This is a genomic window from Rhizobium sp. BK602 (genome assembly GCF_014195095.1).
GTDB lineage: Bacteria > Pseudomonadota > Alphaproteobacteria > Rhizobiales > Rhizobiaceae > Rhizobium.
Window position 1 is genome coordinate 721493 of record NZ_JACIBC010000003.1, and the last position, 22317, is coordinate 743809.

Annotated in this window: 22 protein-coding genes; 12 read left to right on the top strand and 10 right to left on the bottom strand. The window is 62.5% G+C overall.

The genetic code is table 11. From position 1 onward, the window contains the following. Positions 1 to 225 precede the first annotated feature (225 nt). The 11 genes from FHX11_RS13705 (at position 226) to FHX11_RS13755 (ending at position 10844) form a co-directional block, all read left to right on the top strand. Complete coding sequence (locus FHX11_RS13705; RefSeq protein WP_184358174.1) at positions 226 to 1782, top strand: CoA-transferase; 1557 nt, start codon at positions 226 to 228, stop codon at positions 1780 to 1782. Next, positions 1772 to 2572: an SDR family oxidoreductase gene (locus FHX11_RS13710; RefSeq protein ID WP_184358175.1), complete on the top strand. Its 801-nt coding sequence runs from the start codon at positions 1772 to 1774 to the stop codon at positions 2570 to 2572. The genes FHX11_RS13705 and FHX11_RS13710 overlap by 11 nt, the downstream gene beginning before the upstream one ends. Continuing rightward, the gene (locus tag FHX11_RS13715) at positions 2569 to 3426 is read left to right on the top strand and encodes a MaoC family dehydratase (RefSeq protein WP_246780978.1); all 858 of its coding nucleotides are present in this window, start codon (positions 2569 to 2571) and stop codon (positions 3424 to 3426) included. Before FHX11_RS13710 ends, FHX11_RS13715 begins: the two co-directional genes overlap by 4 nt. Continuing rightward, positions 3423 to 4193 (top strand): histidine utilization repressor, encoded by a 771-nt coding sequence (gene hutC / locus FHX11_RS13720; protein ID WP_184358176.1) that lies wholly within the window; start codon positions 3423 to 3425, stop codon positions 4191 to 4193. The genes FHX11_RS13715 and hutC overlap by 4 nt, the downstream gene beginning before the upstream one ends. Further along, a complete protein-coding gene (gene hutH, locus FHX11_RS13725; RefSeq protein WP_184358177.1) occupies positions 4190 to 5689 on the top strand; it encodes a histidine ammonia-lyase in 1500 nt (499 codons plus the stop codon). The genes hutC and hutH overlap by 4 nt, the downstream gene beginning before the upstream one ends. 63 nt (positions 5690 to 5752) lie before the next feature. Continuing rightward, positions 5753 to 6643, top strand: coding sequence for a glycine betaine ABC transporter substrate-binding protein (locus tag FHX11_RS13730; RefSeq protein ID WP_184358178.1), 891 nt, complete (start codon positions 5753 to 5755; stop codon positions 6641 to 6643). A 112-nt stretch (positions 6644 to 6755) separates the two neighbouring features. Next, on the top strand, positions 6756 to 7760 hold the full coding sequence (locus FHX11_RS13735) for an ornithine cyclodeaminase family protein (RefSeq protein ID WP_184358179.1): 1005 nt from the start codon (positions 6756 to 6758) through the stop codon (positions 7758 to 7760). A 6-nt stretch (positions 7761 to 7766) separates the two neighbouring features. After that, on the top strand, positions 7767 to 8582 hold the full coding sequence (locus tag FHX11_RS13740; RefSeq protein WP_246780979.1) for a PhnD/SsuA/transferrin family substrate-binding protein: 816 nt from the start codon (positions 7767 to 7769) through the stop codon (positions 8580 to 8582). Positions 8583 to 8625: 43 nt separating this feature from the next. After that, on the top strand, positions 8626 to 9249 hold the full coding sequence (locus FHX11_RS13745) for an ABC transporter permease (RefSeq protein ID WP_184358180.1): 624 nt from the start codon (positions 8626 to 8628) through the stop codon (positions 9247 to 9249). 2 nt (positions 9250 to 9251) lie between these two features. Next, positions 9252 to 9887, top strand: coding sequence for an ABC transporter permease (locus FHX11_RS13750; RefSeq protein ID WP_184358181.1), 636 nt, complete (start codon positions 9252 to 9254; stop codon positions 9885 to 9887). A gap of 18 nt (positions 9888 to 9905) precedes the next feature. Further along, positions 9906 to 10844 (top strand): ATP-binding cassette domain-containing protein, encoded by a 939-nt coding sequence (locus FHX11_RS13755; RefSeq protein WP_184358182.1) that lies wholly within the window; start codon positions 9906 to 9908, stop codon positions 10842 to 10844. A 165-nt stretch (positions 10845 to 11009) separates the two neighbouring features. On the opposite strand, the gene FHX11_RS29925 is transcribed toward FHX11_RS13755, so the two are convergent. The 3 genes from FHX11_RS29925 to FHX11_RS13770 all read right to left on the bottom strand — a co-directional run bounded on the left by FHX11_RS29925 (position 11010) and on the right by FHX11_RS13770 (position 13381). Further along, a complete protein-coding gene (locus tag FHX11_RS29925) occupies positions 11010 to 11198 on the bottom strand; it encodes a type II toxin-antitoxin system RelE/ParE family toxin (protein WP_348649704.1) in 189 nt (62 codons plus the stop codon). Continuing rightward, positions 11191 to 11451: a type II toxin-antitoxin system ParD family antitoxin gene (locus tag FHX11_RS13765; protein WP_184358183.1), complete on the bottom strand. Its 261-nt coding sequence runs from the start codon at positions 11449 to 11451 to the stop codon at positions 11191 to 11193. The genes FHX11_RS29925 and FHX11_RS13765 overlap by 8 nt, the downstream gene beginning before the upstream one ends. A 145-nt stretch (positions 11452 to 11596) precedes the next feature. Next, positions 11597 to 13381, bottom strand: coding sequence for an APC family permease (locus FHX11_RS13770; RefSeq protein WP_184358184.1), 1785 nt, complete (start codon positions 13379 to 13381; stop codon positions 11597 to 11599). Between the two features lie 244 nt (positions 13382 to 13625). Between FHX11_RS13770 and FHX11_RS13775 the strand changes: the two genes are divergently transcribed. Further along, positions 13626 to 15995 (top strand): DUF1989 domain-containing protein, encoded by a 2370-nt coding sequence (locus tag FHX11_RS13775; RefSeq protein WP_184358185.1) that lies wholly within the window; start codon positions 13626 to 13628, stop codon positions 15993 to 15995. Between the two features lie 8 nt (positions 15996 to 16003). Here the strand turns inward: FHX11_RS13775 and FHX11_RS30065 are convergent, their stop codons facing one another. The 7 genes from FHX11_RS30065 to FHX11_RS13810 all read right to left on the bottom strand — a co-directional run. Beyond that, positions 16004 to 16603, bottom strand: a complete 600-nt coding sequence (locus FHX11_RS30065; RefSeq protein ID WP_184358186.1) for a PAS domain-containing protein — start codon at positions 16601 to 16603, stop codon at positions 16004 to 16006. Positions 16604 to 16718: 115 nt separating this feature from the next. Then, the gene (locus FHX11_RS13785) at positions 16719 to 18056 is read right to left on the bottom strand and encodes an NAD(P)/FAD-dependent oxidoreductase (RefSeq protein ID WP_184358187.1); all 1338 of its coding nucleotides are present in this window, start codon (positions 18054 to 18056) and stop codon (positions 16719 to 16721) included. A 68-nt stretch (positions 18057 to 18124) separates the two neighbouring features. Beyond that, on the bottom strand, positions 18125 to 19165 hold the full coding sequence (locus tag FHX11_RS13790; protein WP_184358188.1) for a DUF3445 domain-containing protein: 1041 nt from the start codon (positions 19163 to 19165) through the stop codon (positions 18125 to 18127). A 29-nt stretch (positions 19166 to 19194) separates the two neighbouring features. Beyond that, positions 19195 to 20160: a PDR/VanB family oxidoreductase gene (locus tag FHX11_RS13795; protein ID WP_184358189.1), complete on the bottom strand. Its 966-nt coding sequence runs from the start codon at positions 20158 to 20160 to the stop codon at positions 19195 to 19197. After that, complete coding sequence (locus FHX11_RS13800; RefSeq protein ID WP_184358190.1) at positions 20157 to 20762, bottom strand: dimethylamine monooxygenase subunit DmmA family protein; 606 nt, start codon at positions 20760 to 20762, stop codon at positions 20157 to 20159. Before FHX11_RS13800 ends, FHX11_RS13795 begins: the two co-directional genes overlap by 4 nt. Before the next feature lie 10 nt (positions 20763 to 20772). After that, the gene (locus tag FHX11_RS13805) at positions 20773 to 21906 is read right to left on the bottom strand and encodes an aminomethyltransferase family protein (protein ID WP_184358191.1); all 1134 of its coding nucleotides are present in this window, start codon (positions 21904 to 21906) and stop codon (positions 20773 to 20775) included. Between the two features lie 159 nt (positions 21907 to 22065). Beyond that, on the bottom strand, positions 22066 to 22317 hold a 252-nt coding region (locus FHX11_RS13810), incomplete at its 5' end, for a formyltransferase family protein (RefSeq protein WP_281411599.1).

The window sequence follows — 22317 nt, forward strand, 5'->3', positions numbered from 1 at the left end:
GCGTGAAGCCCCTCCAAGGAACGTCATTTCAAAGCGAGAACCCGCTTTTATAACTTGATAAAAACCATCGATTTGATATCAACCTTGCGCGCAGCGCGGAGCAGGCGGGACGCCGCATCGACCGCCACGGTTGTCTGCCAAAATTTTAATCAAAGAAAATTATTGCCTTGCAAACGCTCATTCGGTGTGCCTGTATATACAGCCAACCCGGACATGGATGCATTTATGCAGATCATCACCTCAAATGATGCGGCGGCTCTTCTGAAAGACGGCATGACCGTGGCCGCGTCCGCATTTGGGGGATGCTGCCATCCCGAAGCCATTTCCGCCGCCGTCGAGGAACGGTATCTGGCAGAGCGCGCGCCCCGCGATCTCACGCTCCTGTTTGCCGCCAGCGCCGGCGACCGCAAGACGCGCGGCATGGGCCATTTCGGGCACGAAGGCCTCGTCAGGCGTGTTATCGCCGGCGGCTGGCGCGGCACCCCACGGCTTGGCGAACTGGCTTTGGCGGAAAAGATCGATGCCTATTGCTGGCCGCAGGGCGTGATCGCCCAGCTCTATCGCGCCATCGCCAGCGGCCAGCCCGGCGTCATCACCCATATCGGCCTCGGCTCCTTCATGGACCCCCGCCATGGCGGCGGCCGCATGAACGAGAGCACGACGGCCGAGCTTGTGGAGCGGATCAGCCTGCGCGGCCGGGACTGGCTACTCTATCCCTCCATGCCCTTGGATTGCGTCCTGCTGCGCGGCACGACCGCCGACGAGGACGGCAATATCACGATGGAGGACGAGGCGTTTCCCGTCGATGTCCTCGCCATGGCGCAGGCCGGGCGAAACTCCGGCGGCATCGTCATCGTCCAGGTCAAGCGCATCGCCGAGCGCGGCTCGCTCGTCGCGACCGACGTGCGCATTCCCGGCATGCTGGTGGACTACGTCGTCGTCTGCGACGATCCTGCCCAGCATGGCGTCAGCTTCGGCGAAACCGACAATATCGCCTATACCGGCCGCTTCCGGGCCGCCGCCGGCCAATTGCCGCCCTTGCCGCTCTCCCTCGACAAGGTCATTCAGCGCCGGGCCTTTCAAGAGCTTCTCGGCCATGGTCATGCGACGATCAATCTCGGCATCGGCATCGCGGCGGGGATCGGCCGTATCGCCAGCGAAGAAGCCTATGACGACTATACCGTCACCATCGAATCCGGCGTCATCGGCGGCATTCCGGCCGAAGAACTTTCCTTTGGCGCCGCCGTCAATCCGAGCGCCATCATTCCGCAGGCATCGCAATTCGATTTCTACGACGGCGGCGGTCTCGACATCGCCTTCCTCGGCATGGCGGAAGTCGATGTGCGCGGGGCTGTGAATGTCAGCCGCTTCGGCAAATCCATCGTCGGCGTCGGCGGCTTCACCAACATCTCGCAGACCGCCGGCACGGTGGTCTATATGGGCTCCTTCTCGCATGGCGGCGCCGATATCCGGATTGAGGACGGCAGGCTTGCGATCGTCACGGATGGACGCTCGTGCAAGATCGTCGAGAGGGTCACGCAGGTGAGCTCCGATCCCGCTGCCGCTCCGCAAGGCCAGAAGCAGATCGTTATAACCGAACGTGCGGTCTTCCACGTCATAGACGGCCGCCTGACACTGACGGAGGTCGCGCCGGGCATCGATGCGAAAGCCGACGTCATCGATCGTCTTCCGCCGGGCGTCGCCATTGCCGACCGGCTCGTGCAAATGGACGCGCGCCTCTTCCACCCAGCCGCCATGAAGGAGGCCGGCCATGCAGATTGACGGAGCCGTCGTCATCGTCACGGGATCGGCGACCGGCGTCGGCGCATCTTGCGTGCGCATGTTTGCCGAAAAGGGCGCGAGGGTCGTCGTCAACTATAGCCGCAGCCGCGACGAGGCGGAGGAAACCGCCGCCGCCTGCAAGGCACTCGGCGCCGAGGTCGAGCTCGTGCAGGCGGATGTCTCCGACGATGCTGCCTGCCGCGCCATGGTGGCGAGAGCCGTCGAGCGCTGGGGGCGCCTCGATGCGCTGGTCAACAATGCTGCCGTCACCGTCAAATCCGATCCCTTCGATCTCGAAACATTGTCGGCCGAGGATTTCCAGAAAGTGTTCGGCGTCAACGTAATCGGCGCCTACCAGATGTGCCGCGCCGCCATGCCGGCCATGCGCGCCACCGGTGCCGGCGCCATCGTCAACGTATCGTCGAACGTCGCCTTTACCGGCGGCGGCTCCTCGCTTGCCTATACCGCCTCCAAGGGGGCGCTCAATGCGCTGACCAAGGCGCTGGCCCGCACCTGCGGCCCGGAAATCCGCGTCAATGCCGTCTGTCCCGGCATCATCGATACCCGCTGGATGCGCCAGACGCTGGGGAGCGACGGTTACGAGACGCTGGCGAACCGCTTTTCCGATACCGCGCCGCTTGGACGGGTCGCGACACCCGAAGATGTCGCCGGCGCGGTGGTCTGGCTGGTCGAGGGCGCCGAGTTCGTCACCGGCGAATTGCTCTCCGTCGATGGCGGCATCCGGCTGGCCGGCGGCGTGCGCAAACCTGCCGCCAAGTCGGGCGCATGACCATGGCCGTCTCGCTGCAAACGCTCATGGATTTTCCCATTCCGGAAGCCCGGCAGACGGTAACGGCGCGCGACGCCATTCTTTACGCACTGACCGTCGGTTATGGCGCCGCCCCTCTCGATCCGGCCCATCTGCGGCGGGTACAGGAGCATGATCTGCGCCCCGCGCCGACGCTCGCCAACGTCGTTGCCCATGCCGGCTCCTGGATGAAGGACGCGGGCGTCAACTGGCAGCGCCTCGTTCACTCCGAGCATCGGCTGACGATCCATCGCCCGCTTCCGCTCGACATCCCGCTCAAGTCGCGCTCGCGCATGCTGTCGGTCGTAGACCGCGGGCCGGAAAAAGGCATGTTCGCGACCTTCGAGCGAACGATCCTCACCCAAGCCGACGAGACTCCGGTCGCGACCATCGTGCAGACCAATGCCTGTCGCGACGACGGCGGATGCGGATCGGCGGGAACGCCGCCGGAACCGCTGGCGCCCCTGCCCGACCGCAGGCCGGACGCGAGCCTGGCAATCGTCGTGCCCGAGGATGCCGCTCTTCTCTACCGCTTGAACGGCGATCTCAATCCGCTTCATTCCGATCCGGACTATGCGGCCCTGGCAGGCTTCAAGCGCCCGATCCTGCATGGCCTGTGCACTTTCGGCCATGCGGGCTATGCGATCGGGAAAACTTTGGGCACGAATGACATCGCGGATGTCGGCTTTATCGCCGCCCGCTTCACCGCCGTCGTCTTTCCCGGCGACCGGCTGGAATTCGATATTTGGCAAGAAGGCCAGGACATACGGTTTCGCGCCCGGGTTCCCGCGCGCGAGGCTACCGTTCTGGACCATGGAACTGCGAGGTTGGCATGACGGCACCGAAGCCGAAACCGGCGGGCGATGCGCCGCATTATCTGCGTATCAAGGAAAAGATCATGACCTTGATCGCCGAAGGCAAGCTCAAGCCGGGCGATCGCGTCTATTCGGAAAGCGAGCTGGTGTCATCCTTCGGCGTCAGCCGCATGACCGCCAACCGGGCGCTGCGCGAACTGATGTTCGAAGGCGTGCTGACGCGCTCGGCCGGCCTCGGCACCTTCGTGTCCTCGCAGCGCCAGGATATCGATCTCCTGCAGATCAAGAACATCGCCGAGGAGATTTCCGGCAGGGGTCATCGCCATACCGCCAAGGTGCTGATCGCCGACCGGATCAAGGCGGATGCGAGCGTCGCCCAATCGCTCGATCTGGAACCGGGCGTCGAGGTCATGCACACGCTCATCGTGCATCTCGAAGACCAGCAGCCGATCCAGGTCGAGGAACGCTATGTCAACCCGGTCGTGGCGCCCGACTATCTCGACAATGATTTCAACGAGATCACCCCGAACGAATATCTGACGCGGGTCGCGCCGATCACCGAATTCGAACATTTCGTCGAGGCGATGAAGCCGGACGCGACGGTGAGGAAGCTGCTCGGCATGAAGCCGGATCAACCCTGCCTCAGGGTCTTCCGCCGCACCTGGTCCGGCGATGCCGTGGTCACCTGCGCACTGCTTTCCTATCCCGGCGACAAGTACCGGCTGGAAGCACGCTCGGGCAAGGGACGCGCAAAGCCGCTCGCCCTTCTGGAGGGCAGGCAGGGATGACCACTCCCGGCAACATCGTATCCTTCACGGGAGCCGCTCCGACAACCGGCGACATCGCCGCCATCGCGCGGCGGAATGCCCGGCTGACGATTTCCCCCGATGTCGAGCGAAAGATCCTCGCCGCGCGCGCCGTCGTCGATCGCTACACCGCGGCCGATCTGCCCGTCTACGGATTGACGACCGGGCTCGGCGCCGGTGTCGATACACGCCTTGCAGCCGAGGATCTCGTCGCCTTCCAGTTGCGAGTCCCCCAGGCCCGCGCCGTTGGCGTCGGGGCGCCGCTTCCACGCGACGTCGTGCGCGCGATGATGGCGGTCCGTATCGCCGGAATGGCGGCTGGCGGCTCCGGCGTGTCGTTGCCGGTGTTTTCCGGCCTTGTCGCGGCCCTGAATGCCGGATTTCACCCGGTCGTGCCCTCTCTCGGCTCCATCGGAGCGGCCGACCTGGCGCCGCTCGCCCATATGGGCCGGGCGCTGCTCGGACATGGTCAGGCCGAAGTCGGCGGCTCCGTCATGGCGGCAAGCGAAGCGCTGGTTGCCGCCGGCCTTGAGCCCTTGCGGCTCATGCCGAAGGACGGACACGCCGTCGTCGTCGCCAACAGCCTGTCCGTTGCGAGAGCCTGCCTTTGCCTGGCCGATGTCGAACAGCTCTTCGACTGGTCGCTCGCCGCCGTCGCCCTGAACTTCGAGGCGTTTCGCGCCAATGTCAGCGTCTTCGACGACCGGGCACTGGCCGCGAGACCGGCCTTCGGCCAGCGCGAAGCGGCCGCCCGCCTGCGCGATCTGCTCACCGGCAGCTCCCTGCTTGCCGATGCCGCGGCCCGACGACTGCAGGACCCCTTGAGCTACCGCTGTGCGCCGCAGGTCTGGGGCGCGCTGCTGCATGCCATCGGCGAGGCCCGGCAGGCAACCGAGATCGAACTTGCCAGCTCCGGCGACAATCCGGTCGTGCTGGTCGAGGAAGGTTTGATGGTCGCACAGGGCAATTTCGACCTGACCGCCTTCGTCCTCTCCTGGGAGCGCCTTGGCCAGGCGCTGGCGCATTGCGCCGCCGGAACCGCTTACCGGACCATGAAGATCATGTCGGCCGGCATGTCGGACCTCCCGCGCTTCCTGACGCCGCTCGGCCAGAGCCGCACCGGTTTTGCCACGGTCCAGAAGACCGTCTCGGCGCTGGAGGTGGAAATCCGCCATCTCGCGGCGCCTGTCTCGCTGACGCCCATACCGGTGGCCGATGGTGTCGAGGACCAGGCCTCGATGGCGCCGAGCGTGCTGGCCAAGACCGAGGCAATCATCGACCGGCTCCGCTATCTCGTTGCCATAGAACTCATCGCCTCCGCCCAGGCAGTGGAACTGCGCGGCGTGGAAAACGAACTCGGCAGGGGAACGCGGGATGTCTACCGGCAAATCCGCGAACACGTGCCGCCACTCACCGAGGACCGGGCCCAGGGGCCGGACTTCGAGCGCATAGCCGAACTGATACGACATGCCGGCTGAAGCTCAGCCGGACCCGATTTGACCAGCATAAGCCATATTGATCCGCCACTTAGAACAAAGGGAATGAAGATGAAATTATCGATCCTTTCCGCCATCGCCGCCGCCGTGATGGCCGCCGCCACCTTCAAGCCCGCAACGGCGGAGCCCATCAAGGTCGGCAGCAAGAATTTCACCGAGCAATATATTCTCGCCGAAATGTATGCCGCCCTTCTCGAAAAGGCCGGCTTCCAGGTCGAGCGCAAGATCAATCTCGGCGGCACGATGATTGCCCAACAGGCGCTCACGACCGGCGCCATCGACCTCTATCCGGAATATACCGGCACCGCGCTCTCCGCCGTCGTCAAGGGAACGATGTCTACGGATCCGGACAAGGTCTATAATGAGGTCAAGGACTTCTACACCAAGCAGTTCAATCTGACCTGGCTGAAGCCCACCGGCATCAACAATGGCTATGTCATCGTCGTGCGTCAGGAAACGGCCGACGCCGACAAGCTGAAGACGCTGTCCGACCTTGCCAAGGTATCGGGCACTCTGGTCTTCGGCGGCGGCGCCGAGTTTCCCGACCGCGCAGACGGTTTGCCCGGCCTGAAGCGTGTCTACAGTGCGGAATTCAAGGAATTCAAGCAGTTCGCCAAGCTCGGCCTGCGCTACGACGCACTTGCCCAGAAGGACATCGATGTCGTCAATGGCGCCGCGACGGACTGGCAGATCGGCGCAAAAGGACTGGTCGCGCTTGACGACGACAAGGGGCTCTTTCCGCCCTACTACCTTGCTCCGGTCGTCCGCCAGCAGGCACTGGACGCTAACCCGAAGATGAAGGACGTGCTGGAATCGCTCGGCTCCCATCTCGACAATGCAACGATGCGCGTCCTCAATGCCAAGGTCGAGAACGACCATGAGGAGCCCAAGGACGTGGCGGAAGCCTTCCTGAAGGAAAAGGGCCTGCTTCCCTGATCGTTTGGGAGCGCGGCTGGCCTCGGACCTGCCGCGCTCCCTCCCGGCACCAGCGCCGGCAATCCGCAGCAATCGACGTGGCCGCCGGCGGCGGCATCCCTGGAGAACGGGAATGCAGGAAATCTGGATCGACTATCTGAACGCCATCGATGCCAAGGCACTGGCGCTGACCAACGACGAAATCCTCGATGCCGTCACCAGGGCATTGGACGCGCAAGGCCGCGGCGAAACCGTCATCGAGCCCCGCGTGCATCTCGTTCCCGAAAGCTCCGACAAGGGCCATTTCAACGTGCTGCGCGGCTATGTGAAGCCGCTCGATTATGCCGGCGTGAAGGTGGTCGGCGATTTCGTCGACAATTACAAGCAGGGCCTGCCGTCCGAAATGGCGGTGCTCAATCTCTTCGATCCGCGCACCGGCATGCCGAAGGCGATCATCGACGCCACCGCGATCACCGATATGCGCACCGGCGCGGTCACCGCCATCGGCGCGCGCCATCTCGCCCGCAAGGACAGCAAGGTGCTCGGCCATATCGGCGCGCGCGGCACGTCCTACTGGAACGTGCGCCTGCTCGATCATCTCTTCGATTTCGACGAAATCCGCATCCATTCCCGCCGCCCGGAAAGTCGCGATGCGTTCGCCGCCCGGCTGGAAAGAGACCTCGGCAAGACGATCATCGTCACCGACAATTGGGAAGATTGCCTGAAAGACGCCGATATCCTGGTGGAAGCCAGCCGCCTGCCGGAGCCGACACCGCTCTTCAAGACCGCCTGGGTCAAGAAGGGTGCCTTCGTCGTTCCCTACGGCACGATGAGCGCGCTGGAATTCGACCTTACAGACATCATGGACAAGGTCGTCGTCGACGATTGGGGCCAGTGCGGTCCCGGCCGCCCCTATGGCGCGCTGCGCCGCCATGTCGACGAGGGCAAGGTGACGGCGGAAACCCTGCATGCCGAAATCGGCCAGATCGTTTCCGGCATGAAGCCCGGCCGCGAGAGCAACGACGAAACCATCCTCTTCTGGCACCGCGGTCTCAGCACCACCGATGTCGCGCTCGGCGCGGCAATGGTCGACAAGGCCAAGCGAATGAATATCGGCCAGCGCCTGCGGTTTGCGTGATCGGCCATGACGACGCCCGTGCCACCAATCGCCTGCTCGCGGATGTACAATCTCAGCCCGAACATCACCGGGCTGTGGGACAGGCTGTTTGCGTGGATCAGCGCTCAATCCGGCATCGGGCTTCAGGTGATCCCCCACGCGGCTCCGGCACCACTTTCCACGCTCTGGGAGCGGCCAGACATGGGCGCCGTCTTCATGTGCGGCTTCCCCTTTTCCCTGCTTGCGCCCGAAGAGCGGCCGATACCGCTCGCGGCGCCGATTTCGCTTGCGAGCTGGGCAGATGGGCAGCCCGTCTATGCGAGCCACATCGTCGCCGCCAGAGACACGGCTTTCGCAAGCAGCGATCTTGCAACGGCGCGATGGGGCTGGACGGTGCGCGATTCACAGTCGGGCTATAACGCGCCGAGGGAATTCGTCGCCGCATTGCCGAATGGAGACATGGTGCACGACACGGTCGGCCCGCTTCTCAATCCGCGCGGCGTCATCGACGCACTCAGCAGCGGCAAGATCGATGTCGGCGCGATCGACGCCTATGCCTATCAACTGCTGGACATGCACGAGCCGGATGTGATCGCGCCGCTGCGCATCGTGGCGACGACCAAACCGGCGCCCTTTCCCCTGCTGGTCGCGGCGAAAGGGCAATCGCCGGAAATAGTCGAGGCGCTGCGGCGGGCGCTCCTTGGCGCGCATCGAAGCGACGAGGGACGCTCCATCCTCGCTTCCCTCGGACTGCGGGCCTTCGCGGCGCCGGATATCGCGCAATATGACCAGCTGCCCGTGAGAGCGCGAGATACCAACCGAGCCCTGGGAGGATCCTGGTGAATCCGCCCCAGACACGCCGCTTTCAAAGCAAGGGAACCCGCCGATGAAATGGGTTCCGAAGAACATCGACCGGCTGGCCGGAGCACTCCTGGAACATCTCTATCTCGTCTTCTCGTCCGTCGGGATCGCATTGGTGATCTCGCTGATCGTCGGCATATGGGCGGCGCGCAAGCCTCGATCCTTCAGCGCGATCGTCATCGTCGCGGGCGTGCTTTTCGCCGTGCCGAGCCTCGCACTCTTCGCCCTGCTCATCCCCTTGCTCGGCATCGGCGCCGCCCCCGCCATCACCGGCCTCGCCGCCTATTCGCTGATGATCCTCATCCGCAATATCGGCCTCGGTTTTCAATCCATTCCCCGCGACGTGCTGGATGCCGCGCATGGCATGGGATACGGAACCATCAGGCGTATCTGGGAAATCGAACTGCCGCTCGCCATGCCGTTCATCGTCGGCGGCATCCGCATCGCCACGGTCACCGTCATCGGGATCGCCACGGTGGCGGCCTACATCAATGCCGGCGGGCTCGGCGTGATCATCTTCGAAGGCATCGACCAGCGCTTCCCGGAAAAGATCCTCGCCGGCGGCCTGCTCACCTCGGCGCTGGCGCTATCCGCCGACTATCTCTTCGCATCGATCGAAAAGATCCTGCGGCGGCGAAGCGGGAGGTGACGATGATCCTGATCGACGCCTTCCACTGGATTATCAGCAATCCCGGCACGTTCTTCAGCGCCTTCAACCGTCACATGCTGATGTGCGCAATCTCGCTCGGCATTGCCCTGGTGATCGCCATTCCTCTCGGCTTCGTCGTTGCCCGCGCGCCGCGCGCCGCTTTCGCCGCCATCAATATCGCCGGCTCGCTGCGGTCCATCCCGAGCCTTGCAATCCTGTCCGCGACCATGCCCTTTCTCGGTATCGGGCTGCTGCCTTCGGTGATCGCGCTGATCGTGCTGGCGGTGCCACCACTTCTGCTCAACACCATCGTCGGCATCAAGGAAATCGATCCCGCCCTTCTCGACGCCGCCAACGGCATGGGGATGGGGCGCCGCGACATCCTGTGGCAAATCGAGGTTCCGCTCGCCGTGCCCTCGATCCTTGCTGGCGTGCGCACCGGCGCCATCCAGGTGATCGGCGGCGCAGCACTTGCCTCCTTCATCGGCGGCGGCGGACTCGGCGATTTCATCAATGCCGGCATCGCCATCATGAACATGCCGCGCCTGCTGGTCGGCGCGCTGCCCATCGCCCTTCTCGCCATCCTCGCCGAACTGTTTTTCGGCTGGCTGGAGCGATTTTTCACCCAAAGACGATGACCGCGGAAGGCCATTGCCATGATACGACTCGACCATGTCACCAAGAATTACGAGGGAAGCGGACGCCATGCCGTCGACAGCCTCGATCTCGAGATCGAAACCGGCACGACCGTCGCGCTGATCGGCCCTTCCGGCTGTGGCAAGACCACCACCATGCGCATGATCAACCGGCTGGAGACGCCGACGCGCGGCCGCGTGCTGGTCAACGGCCGTGACGTGGCGGAAACCGATCCGAAGGAGCTGCGCCGCAGCATCGGCTATGTCATCCAGCAGGTCGGGCTGTTTCCGCATATGACGATCGAGCGCAACGTTGCGACCGTGCCGCGCCTGCTCGGTTGGGAGAAGGTGAAGACCGACCGTCGGATCGACGAGCTTCTCGACCTGGTCGGCCTCGATCCGGCGATCATGCGCCAGCGCCTGCCGCACGAGCTTTCCGGCGGGCAGCGTCAGCGCGTCGGCTTTGCCCGGGCACTCGCCGCCGATCCCGCCATCATGCTGATGGACGAGCCCTTCGGCGCCATCGATCCGATCACCCGCGTGCGGCTGCAGGACGAATTCCGGCAGATCCTGAAGAAGGTCAGCAAGACCGTGGTCATCGTCACCCATGACATCGACGAGGCGATCAAGATGGGCGACCGCATCGCCATCATGCGCGACGGACGCCTGCTGCAATATGACACGCCGGAAGCGATCCTCACCCGCCCCGCCAACGACTTCGTGGAAAGCTTCCTTGGGCCGGACCGGGCGATCAAGCGCCTGAGCCTGATCGAGGTGGCAAGCGTCATGGCGCCGCCTACGGCAGAGGTTCCCGCTATCTCCATCCACCCTAGCGCCAGTCTCCATGACGCCCTGGCGCTGATCCTTGCCGATGATCTGCAGGGACTCGACGTCAAGGCGGAGAATGGCGAGAGCGTCGGGTATCTCTCGCGTGAGGCGGTGCTTTCCGCGCATCGATAGGGTGGAACGTTCCGAGCTGAGCAGACTTGCTTTCGATCAAGACAAGCCGCGTTTAGAGCCTGTCTCAGCCCAACCAGTTTTCAACATCGCGCGGCCCGTAGACGACGGCAATGACAAAGATGCCATAGGGCATCGGCTCGTAGATGACGACATAGCGGCCCTCAATCAAAATCCGGGTGTGGGGCTCAATTCCGGCCGAGGAGATCCCATGAGGGGCTGTCCTGACGCAAGCTCGGCCTTGTCCAAAATCTGCGTGAGAAGAGCGTCCGCTGCCCGCTCATTGTCCGGCGCGATTGTGCGCCATATTTGGCGCAGATCTTCCTCTGCCTTGGGGCTTAGAATGTACTTAGGCACCGCGACGGATTTCCGCCTTCAACTCCGCCAGAAGCGTTTTGGCATCGACCTCACGGCCTTCGCCGCTTGCCATGCCTTCGTCATATGCTCTCTTGAGACGGTTGATTTCCAAGAGACGAATTTCTTCACGCTGCTCCCATAAACGCAGGGCATCCCGAACCACCTCACTATTGGAGGCATAGGCTCCGGATTCAACAGCGCCGTGCAGCCGCGCCACCTGCTGAGGCGAGAGGGATATGGTGAGGGTTTTCATGGGCTCGGTTTTCATGAGCTATTTATAGAAATCCTAACAAGAACTAATAATATCACATAGTTGGCCTGCGCGCGCCCCGCCACCAATATAAATCCCCGCCGCGTCGGCCGCGACAGGGAAAATGTCGGTACTACTTGGTTCGGCCCTACGCCGGCAGCTGGAAGACCCAGTTGCCGATCAGCACGATGGCGAGGCCGCCGGCGATCGCCAGATAGGGCAGGATGCCTGCTTTCTTGACGCCGAGATCCTGGCCGACCAGGCCGAGATCGTCCATGGCGCCGGCCGGGAACTTGCCGCGGTCGCGGACATAGTGCCGATAGGCAAAGACCGGCAGGATCAGCGCTGCGAAGGCAAAGCCGACCCAGAGCGCGTTGGCGTAACCCCAGACCTTGGCGCCGGCGCCGAGGAAGAGGGCGTTGACGAAGGCGAGGATGGTGTTGAGGCCGATCAGCCAGGTCGGCGCTTTCCATGGGCGCTCGATATGACCGGAATCGATACGGTGAATCCAGCCGGAGTTGAGGTTCAGGAAGTTGAAGATGATATAGCCGACGTTGGAGACGGCCAGCACGAAGAAGTAGCCGCTTGCATCGGAGGCGATGGCCAGGAGGCAAAGGTTGAAGGCGAAGTCCGTCCACATCGCCCTGGTCGGCGCGCCGTTCTCGTTGACGTGGTCGAGATATCTAGGCAGCCAGCCGTCCTTCGAGCCCTGATAGAGCGTGCGCGAGGAACCGGCCATGGCCGTCATGATGGCGAGGAAGAGCGCCAGGATCATCAGGACGACGAGGAGCTGGGTGACGATGCGGCCAGCGCCGATCAGGCCGCCGAGCGCTTCCGCCACACCGGTGCCGTCGACGATGCCGGGCGCCAGCATGCCGGCATGCCCGAGCACGCCCTGGAAGGCGAAGGGCACGAGGAAGAAGAACAGGCAGCAGACGAGGCCGGAATAGAAGATCGCCTTGAACGTGTCGGTCTTCGGGTTCTTCAGTTCGCGGGTATAGCAGACGGCCGTCTCGAAACCGTAGGTCGACCAGGCGGCGATATAGAGGCCACCCAGGAAGAGTGTCCAGCCGCCATTGCTCCAGGTGCCGTCGCTGCCGGCATAGGCAGCAGTCGGCGGCACGAGGCCGGTGACGTTAGAGGCCAGGATCTGGCCACTGACAATCGGATAGACGCCGATGATCAGCAATGGCACGAGAACGATGATCGCGAGCCATTTCTGGACGCTCGCGGTCTCCGAAATGCCGCGATGCTGGATCGCGAAGATGATCAGCATCAGGATGCCGCCGATGAAGAAGGTGGCGTTGATGTTGGCGGTTGCGAGGAAGGGAATATTGAAGCTGACCAGTGACCAGCTGCGAATGGCCGGCGTGAACGCGGCGACGCCGTCGGCGCTGAGCAGCGCCTTGACCGCATCGTCGGGGGACGTGCCGGCATGCGCCGCGATATACTCGGCCACACGCGGGCTATCGGCCGTTATCGACGCGGCATGTGCACTGATCCAGTCGAGCACGGCTTGCGAATCCGCCGCCGGGATCGGGAAAAAGGCGTTCAGGATATAACCCGCCGCGATAGCGCAGCCGAGCGAGAGCACCGGCGACCAGGCAAACCAGTTGCACCAGACCGAAAGCGGCGCAATGAATTTCGAATAACGCAACCATGCGGTCGCGCCATAGACCGAAGCACCGCCGGATTTATTGCCGAACATGCCGGCGATTTCCGCATAGGTGAAGGATTGCAGGAACCCCATGATCATCGAAATGATCCAGACGGCAAAGGCGAGTTTGCCCGTCGTGCCGGCAATACCGCCGATGGAGAAAAGAACGAGTGGCGGCACGCCCGCAGCCACCCAGAACGCGCCCTTCCAGTCGAGCGCGCGTATAAGCTTGCCTTCGGTGCCAGCGGGAGCGCTGGCGTCCACGATATCCGTCATCGATGAAGTTCCCCATTTTGTTCCGGACGTATCTCTCGTACGTCTCCCTGAACGTGCCTCCCATGGCATTTCAGGCCCGCCGGTGATTTTGACGATCCGTGTTTCCTGCACGGATTTCCGAGTCTAGGCCCTTTATGGATAGTGAAGATATTTTCTTTTTAGTCAATATCCCTTTACTTTCGGCAGGCATTTTGTCAGCATGATTCGAGTGCCGGGAGGCACATCGCTCCGCCGAGAGGACTGCATGCGAGATCTCCATCCGACGATCGCCGGAGTGCGGCCCCCTGCGGCGAGCATCATCCGCTATCCAGGCATCCCAACATTGCCGCCAAATACGGAGCGCTACCGCTGCAAGGGCGGTGGATCGCTCGTCCTGCGCGTCCAGCCCGGCGATCATCTGACTGTGACGGACAGCGAGGGCGGACAGGTCTGTGAACTGTCCTTCCTGGATGAAACGGGCAAATTCCAAGCCGCCGGCCTGGGAGCTGCTTTCACCAACACTGCCGAAGGGCTAAAATCCATCCTGTCTTCCGGCGACGGGAGTGCCTCGCGAAGCCTCGCTGCCTTGCAGCGCCGTGGCGCCGATCTCTCCAAGGCAGGGGCTCTTCGCATCTTCGGCGCGGCATCGCCCGCCGGCAGCACCGCCGAACTCACGATCGCGCTGAAAGGCCTGCTGATTGTCGCGGCCCCGGGCGACGCGATGTCGCCGGAGGCGCAGGAGACCGTGACGCCGATCGAAGTCAGGGTCCGGCGCAGCCAACTCATTCGCGACTATGCCTCCGCCCTGCCGGAGCCCTTGGCCGATCCGATCGAGGATATCCGCATCAGGGCGGCAACGGCGTCGGCCTATTTCGTCCGGGCCGGCGAGTTCATTCAGATCATCGATGTCTATGGCCGGCAGTGCACCGACTTTCAGGCATTCGCCGCCCGCAAGGTGGACAAGGGGCTCGATCTTGCGCTCGATTCCACCGTCACCCGCACGCTGCTCGGCCGCAGCTATCCGGCACCCGGCCTCCCCTCGAAAGCCTTCGACCGCGATTTCGAGCCGCTGGTGGAAATCGTGCAGGATACGGTCGGCCGCCACGATGCCTTCGCGACCGCCTGCAATGCACGCTATTACGACGATATGGGCTATCCCGGCCATGTGAATTGCACCGACAATTTCAACGCGGCGCTGGCGCCCTATGGCATTGCCGGCCGCAAGGGCTGGGAGGCGCTCAACTATTTCTACAACACCAATATCGACCACAATAATCAGCTCTATCTCGACGAACCCTGGTCGCGGCCCGGCGATTATGTGCTGATGCGGGCGCTGACCGACCTCGTCTGCGTCTCCTCCTCCTGCCCCGATGATATCGACGCGGCGAACGGCTGGGACCCGACGGATATCCATGTCCGCACCTTTTCCGGAAAAGAGACATTCACACGAGCGGTGGCCTATCGCATGACCCCTGACGCCGACCCCGAACTGACGCGCGAAACCGCGTTCCACCCTCGCCTTTCCGCGCTGACGCGGGACTACACCGAATATCGCGGCTACTGGCTGCCGAACCGCTTTTCCTCGCAAGGGCCGGTCGAGGAATATTGGGCCTGCCGCGAGAAGGCCGCCGTCATCGACCTGTCGCCGCTGCGCAAGTTCGAGGTGACGGGACCGGATGCGGAGGAGCTGCTGCAATATTGCCTGACGCGCGACGTCCGCAAGCTGTCGACCGGCCAGGTGGTCTATTCCGCAATGTGCTACGAAAATGGCGGCATGATCGACGACGGCACGCTGTTCCGGCTCGGCGACAAGAATTTCCGCTGGATCGGCGGCGACGACTATAGCGGCATCTGGCTGCGCGAGCAGGCCGAGAAGAAGGGCTTCAAGGCCTGGGTCCGCTCATCCACCGACCAGATGCACAATATCGCCCTGCAGGGTCCGAAGAGCCGCGATATCCTCAAGGAGATCATCTGGACCGCGCCGCGCCAGCCGACGATCGGCGAACTGGAATGGTTCCGCTTCGCCGTCGGCCGCATCGGCCACTTCGAGGGCGCGCCGGTGGTCGTCTCGCGCACCGGTTACACCGGTGAGCTTGGCTATGAGATCTTCTGTCATCCAAAAGATGCCGTCGCCGTCTTCGACGCCGTCTGGAAGGCCGGCGAACCCCATGGGCTGAAGCCGATGGGGTTGGAGGCATTGGACATGGTGCGCATCGAAGCCGGCCTGATCTTCGCCCATCATGAATTCACCGACCAGACCGACCCTTTCGAGGCCGGCATCGGCTTTACCGTGCCGCTGAAATCCAAGCAGGATGATTTCATCGGCCGCGAGGCGCTGATCCGCCGCAAGGAAAACCCACGCCATCTGATGGTCGGCCTCGACATAGAGGCGAACGAAGCGGTCGGACATGGCGATTGCATCCATATCGGCCGCGCCCAGATCGGCGTCGTCACCAGCGCCACGCGCTCGCCGATCCTTGGCAAGACCATCGCGCTTGCCCGCATCGATGTTCAGCATGCGGGCGTCGGCACTCAGGTCGAGGTCGGCAAACTCGATGGCCAGCAGAAGCGGCTTCCCGCTGTCATCGTACCGCTATCGCATTACGATCCGCAGAAAACGCGGCCGCGTTCGTAAAGAATTGTTTATTCGGCCTTGCGCTGCGCATTCGAGATCGCCCGCGCCGCCTCTTCCGAGGAATTGGCAAGCGTGCGCATTTCGGCCGCAAGCACCGCAAAACCCGACCCCGCCGTTCCGGCTCTCGCCGCCTCGATACCGGCATTGACCGCGAGCAATTTCAGGTAGCGCAATGATTGCAGGATCTCGCCGGTCTTCGACGCCGTCACCCGCATGTCCGCCGTCTGCTCATCGATGCGCTGATAGAGCGACTCGATGTTGATGATGCTGCCTTCGAGATAGAGCAGCTCTCCGGCTTCGTCCCAGACACCGCCGCCGGTTTCCGTCACCCAGATGAAGTGGCCTTCGTTGTGACGAATGCGATATTCCATCGTCCAGTCGGTGCGGCTTTCCAGCGCCTTGCCGACGACCTCGTCCATGACGGGCACATCCTCCTCGCACATGATCGAGGTGAAGGTTCGCGTTCGATTGCCGATGATCTCATCGGCGGGATAGCCGAAAATGCGTTCGATGCCGTCGGTCATCTCCAGCATCGTATAATTCTCATCGGCGCGGCAGCGATAGAGAAAGCCGTTCATGCGGCCGAGAATGCTTGTTTGAAAATCCATGAAAGCCATGCCCGAAGAAAAAGGTTGCGGATCAACTTGCTTCGTCTCGTCTCGAACATGCCGGCAAGGGACGCGGCATGCGCCCCTTGCCGGTTACGCAATACTTGGGAGGAAATCAGTTGCGCAGATATTCCTCCATGGAATCGTCAAGCGCATCGACCCAGGGCGTGTGATGCTTGGGCGACATGTTGCCGGTCATCAGCGAACGATAGGCATGGTCGCGGAAGCCCATGATGCTCTCGGCCTTGTGGTGTTCCCATTCCATGAAGGTCTTGTTCGTGCCCTCGATATCGAAGCTCGGATAATCGGTTTCGGCGAGCAACTCCTTCACATAGTCGCCCTGATACCAGATCATCTGCTCGGCATCCTCGAGCGTTTCCTCGCGGGCGCGCCATTTGTCGAAGTTTGCCTGCAACTCTTCTTCCGGTGGCAGCTTGATCCGGCCCAGCATGACATCACGGGCCCACCAGGCCTGCACATCGAACATGTTGAAGGTGTAGAACTGGTCCTGCATGCCGATGTAGAAAAGCTGCGGGTTCTTGTCGAAAATCACGCCCTTGTAGAGGTGATCGGCCCAGAGCCGGTTGGCGGTCTTGAGGCGCAGTTCGTCCGGCAGGAAGGGGAAGTGGTGCTGATAGCCTGTGCACAGGATCAGCGCGTCCACCTCCTTTTTCGAGCCGTCGAGGAAGTGCGCCGTCTTGTTTTCGAGCCTGGTCAGCAACGGCCGTTCCTCGAAATTCTCCGGCCATTTGAAGCCCATCGGCTTCGAGCGGTAGCTCGTGGTCACCGACTTCGCGCCGTATTTCCAGCATTGCGAACCGATATCCTCGGCGGAATAGCTGCGGCCGACGATCAGCACGTCCTTGCCCTTGAATTCCAGCGCGTCGCGGAAGTCGTGCGCATGCAGCACCCGGCCGTTGAAGGTCTTCACACCCTCGAAATAGGGCACGTTCGGCGTCGAGAAATGGCCGTTGGCGACGACGACATAGTCGAATTCCTCGTCATACATCCGGTCCTCGACACGGTCATGCGCCGTCACCGTGAACTTCTTCGTCTCCTCGTCGAAGCGCACCATGCGCACCGGCGTGCTGAAGCGCACCCATTTGCGCACATCGGCCTTCTCGACGCGACCCTTGATATAGTCCCAGAGCACGGCGCGCGGCGGATAGGAGGCGATCGGCTTGCCGAAATGCTCTTCGAAAGAGTAATCGGCAAATTCGAGGCATTCCTTGGGGCCGTTCGACCAGAGATAGCGATACATGCTGCCATGGACCGGTTCGCCATATTCGTCGAGGCCGGTGCGCCAGGTGTAATTCCAAAGCCCGCCCCAATCGGACTGCTTTTCGTAGCAGACGACCTCCGGGATCGCGGCGCCCTTCTGGGCCGCCGACTGGAAGGCCCGCAACTGGGCCAAGCCGGAAGGACCGGCGCCGATGACGGCAACTCTTGTCATGAAGCATTCCCCTTCTCGATTGTATCGAAGTTCTTATCGCATGCAGTCGTCCGAGGCGGCGTTCGGCCTCAATCCGGGAAGATACCGGGGCTGGTCGGCGCCCCGTCGTCATATTTGGAAAGCCAGTCGATCGTCGTCTGGCGGTAGCGGGTCAGGCCCTTGTAGTCGATGAGCTCGGGCGGCAGCGTGCGCAGCACGCGCGGGAAGCGGCGCGCCCATTTCGGCACGGTCACGAGCTCCTCCATGTTCATCAGATAGCAGCGGATGACGAAGAGGATGGCGTTGGAGCGCGGCAGGCGCCAGAGGCTTTGCAGCTCGACACGAAGATGCACCTTCTCGCCGACATTCTGCGGCGTCACCGTCAGGCGGTCCGGGCCCCATTTCGGATAGTTCTCCGGGCTGGTGTCGAGGCGCGGATTGATCGTCATCGTCCAGTTGAAGCGGCGCGTCGGCTTGCCCTGCTGCAAATTTAACAGGAATTTCAGCGCGCGGTCGAAGACGCCGATCTGGTGAGCGAGCGGCACTGGCCCGTGCCATTCCATGAAGTTCATGCCGATGTCGAAATCGAGCGACCAGTCGGCCTGGGTCGTGACCATGCCGGCGTCCATCCAGAGATTGTTATCGCGCTGGTCGACGATGCAGAAATCGCCCTGGGCCTGGCGGGTGATGTATTCGAACGGTTCGTAGGGCAGTGTCGACGCATCGCCGAAGGTGAACGTGTCGTCGATGCCGAGCGGGCGGTTGATCCAGCGCCACTGGTCGCCATTCCTGATCAGCGTAAAATGCTCGGGATAGCCGGCAGCCTGCTCCTCCATCAGAAGCTCCAGCGTATCCCATTGCGCCGTCATCATGTGCGGCAGCGCCTGATAGCGCAGCGGATCTTCCTTCAGCACCAGCGCCCGGTCGCGCATCTCGGCGACATAATGCTCGTCGACATCGATCAGGCTTTCATAGACGGTGCCGGCCTGCCCTTTCACATGCGGTTCCATGTTGACGGAATACATGTACTCGTCGCGATCGAAAGGGAACGGGAAGCGCCGGATGTTCTCCGGACTGTTGCGATAGCTAAAATCGTCCCGGAAGGTTTCCTGCTTGAAGGCGATTGCCATGTCCATTCTCCTGGGTATCGGTTCGGTGCCTACAGGTCGAGATGCAGCGCACGTCCCTCGAAGCGGGAGACGCAGATCATCACCTTGCGGCCGGAAGCCTTTTCTTCCTCGCTCAGATAGACGTCGTGGTGCAGAAGCTTGCCGTCGCAGACGGCAACGCCGGTTTCGCACTGACCACAGGCGCCGCCGCGACAGAGGAAGGGCGCGTCGACACCCGCCGCCTCGATCGCCTCCAGCATGCTTTCATGATGGCCGACATGGACGGTCTTGCCGGATTGCGTCAATTCGATCGAGAAGGGCTTGCCGGGCTGCGAGGACAGGAAGCGTTCGGAATGCAGGTTCTGCTCCGGCCAGCCGGCCTCCAGACCAGTCCTCATCACGCCGTCGATCATGCCCGAGGGGCCGCAGACGTAGAGATGCGTGCCGAGCGGCTGGCTGTCGAGCAGACGGGCAACGGGAATGAAGTTCTTTTCCGCGTCGCAATAGATCTTCACCCGATGCGGGCCGTAGCGCGCGACCAGCTCCTGGCAATAGGCGCCGCGATCGAGCGAACGCACCGCATAATGCAGCTCGAAATTGGCGCCCTCGCGGGAAAACTGCTCCATCATCGCAATGAAGGGTGTGATGCCGATGCCGCCGGCGATCAGCAGATGCTTGCGGCCACGCCAATCCGGCTGGAAGAGATTGACCGGATAGCTGACCCTGAGTTCGTCGCCTTCGCTGACCTTCTCATGCATGAAGGTCGAACCACCGCGCGACTCCTCCACATGCAGCACGCTGACCTCGTAGCCTGAGCAATCATGCGGCGGCGACATCAGCGAATAGGCGTTGCGCCTGACATGGCCTGCATCGTTCATCGAAACGATCACATGCGCGCCACCGGAAAAATAAGGCATAGGCTTGCCGTCGAGGCGTTCGAAACGGAAGCGTTTGATCCGATGCGCCACCGGCGTCACCTTCGTCACGCGGACAGGAATTTCAGTACCACCGCTCACAGGAACAACTCCTCGGGATCAGGGGCGCTGCCCGGTTCTTCCGCATCGATATTGACGCCCTGGAAGGCGCCGAGCCGGCGCGAATAATGGTCGCGCACCAAGAGCGGGAGTCCGCAATGGCCACAGGCGACGGGGCTATGGGTGACATCCTCGGTGATGCCCTTGCAATGGACGCATTGCACGCGCCGCGCCAACGAGCCGCGATGTTCGGTGACGATCGAGGCATGGTCCATACCGTAGTCGAGCGCCACCATCATCGTCTGGCCGATGAAGCCCTCCGTGCCGGCAATATAGAGCCGGGTGCCCATATGGGCTGTTGCCAGCGACCCCTTAAGGCGAAAGAGCAGCGTGGCGATCGTCGGCGCCACGAAAAACATGTCGGCCCCGAGCCCGCGCAGCGCCTCGTCGTGGCCGGTGCCTTGTGAGCCGCGCGCGACATACAGGATCTCGCTGCGCGACAGGACGGTATCGTCAAGGGAGGACTTCTGGTCGAGGAGGGCGTTGGCGCCCTCTCCTTCAAGCGCGAAGAGGTGCCGGCGGGCATGCGGCTGGATCGTGAGACCTCGGTAGACCGGTCGGCTCTTGATGCCTTCGACAAGCATGGGCGCCTCCTTAACCGATGGCCGTCCTCTTCTTCTTGTCCGGATCGTCGAAGGGCAGCGTATGGGCGATGGCGCTCGCCTTGAGGGTCTTGCCGCGCACTTCGAGCTTTGTCCCCTGCACCGCCTTGTCGACGTCGAGCCGGACGATCGCCATGGATTTTTTCGTCAGGGTCGAATAGCTCGGGCAAGTGATGACGCCCACTTTCTTGCCCTCGTAGAAGACCTCGTCGCCAAGGTCGGCGGGACCGTCGGCATCGATCAGCAGACCGAAGATCTTGAAACGTTCCTTGCCCTTGAGACGCGCATGTTCCTCGGCGCCGCGGAAGCCGGTCTTGCCGGGGCTGACAGTGAAATCGAGGCCGAGTTCCCACAGGCTGTCGCCGGGCGGCTGGTCGGCGAAGGGATACATCTGTGAGTTATCGTAGGGGTAAAAGAGCAGGTAGCTTTCGACGCGCAGCATGTCGAGAACGCTGAAGCAGCAGGGGATGATCCCCATCTCCTTGCCTTCCGCAACGATACGGTCCCAGACCATCGGCGCGTCCTGGCCGCGCACGAAGATTTCGTAACCGCGCTCGCCGGTATAGCCGGTGCGCGAGATCATCACCGGCACGCCGAACAGCGTCGTCTGCATGTGATGGAAATATTTGAGATCGCGGATGCCGGGTACATATTTGGCAAGATAATCCACCGCGACCGGGCCTTGCAGCGACAGATCGTGCAGGTCGTCATCGAAGAGGACTGCACAGTTGCGGCCAGCCGCCTGCTTGACGATTTCCTCGTGGCCGGAGCCGGAGCCGTGCACCAGCATCCAGGAGTTCGGACCGGTGCGGTAGACGATGCAATCCTCGGTGAAATGGCCACGGTCGTTCAGCATGCAAGCGTAGACCGAGCGGCCAGGATAGATCTTTGCCATGTCGCGGGTGGTAATATAATCAAGGACGGCGATCGCATGCGGACCAACCAGATGCACCTTCTTGAGGCCGGAAACATCCATGATCCCGGCCTTGGTGCGGATCGCGACATGCTCTTCCGACATGTCCTTCTCGTAGGTCCAGGCGGTTCCCATGCCGCTCCAATCCTCGAGTTTCGATCCCAAAGCACGATGCCGATCCGCCAAGGCGGAGAAACGCCATGATAATGCCATTTCGTTCCCTCGTTTTCTTCTATGGAATATTTATTTCCTGACTATATTCGTCTTTCGCGCCTTGGCAAGCTGATGGCCAAGGTTTTTTGTCTCCTTGCGCGGCTCCGCGCGCATTCGATTTCGCAGCCGGCAAACCGACGGCGAAGTCGCTTATCGCACTCACCCCATCCTCTCGGACGCATAGCTTCCCGGGCTTGCCGGGAAGACGATGGTGCGGTTGCCGTTGAGGAAGGTGCGGTAGTGGATATGCGCATGGATGGCGCGTGCCAGCACCTGGCTCTCCACGTCCCGGCCGATCGACACATAATCCTCCGCCGACTGCGCATGCGTGATCCGCGCCGTGTCCTGCTCGATGATCGGTCCCTCGTCCAGATCCGCCGTCACATAATGCGCCGTCGCCCCGATCAGCTT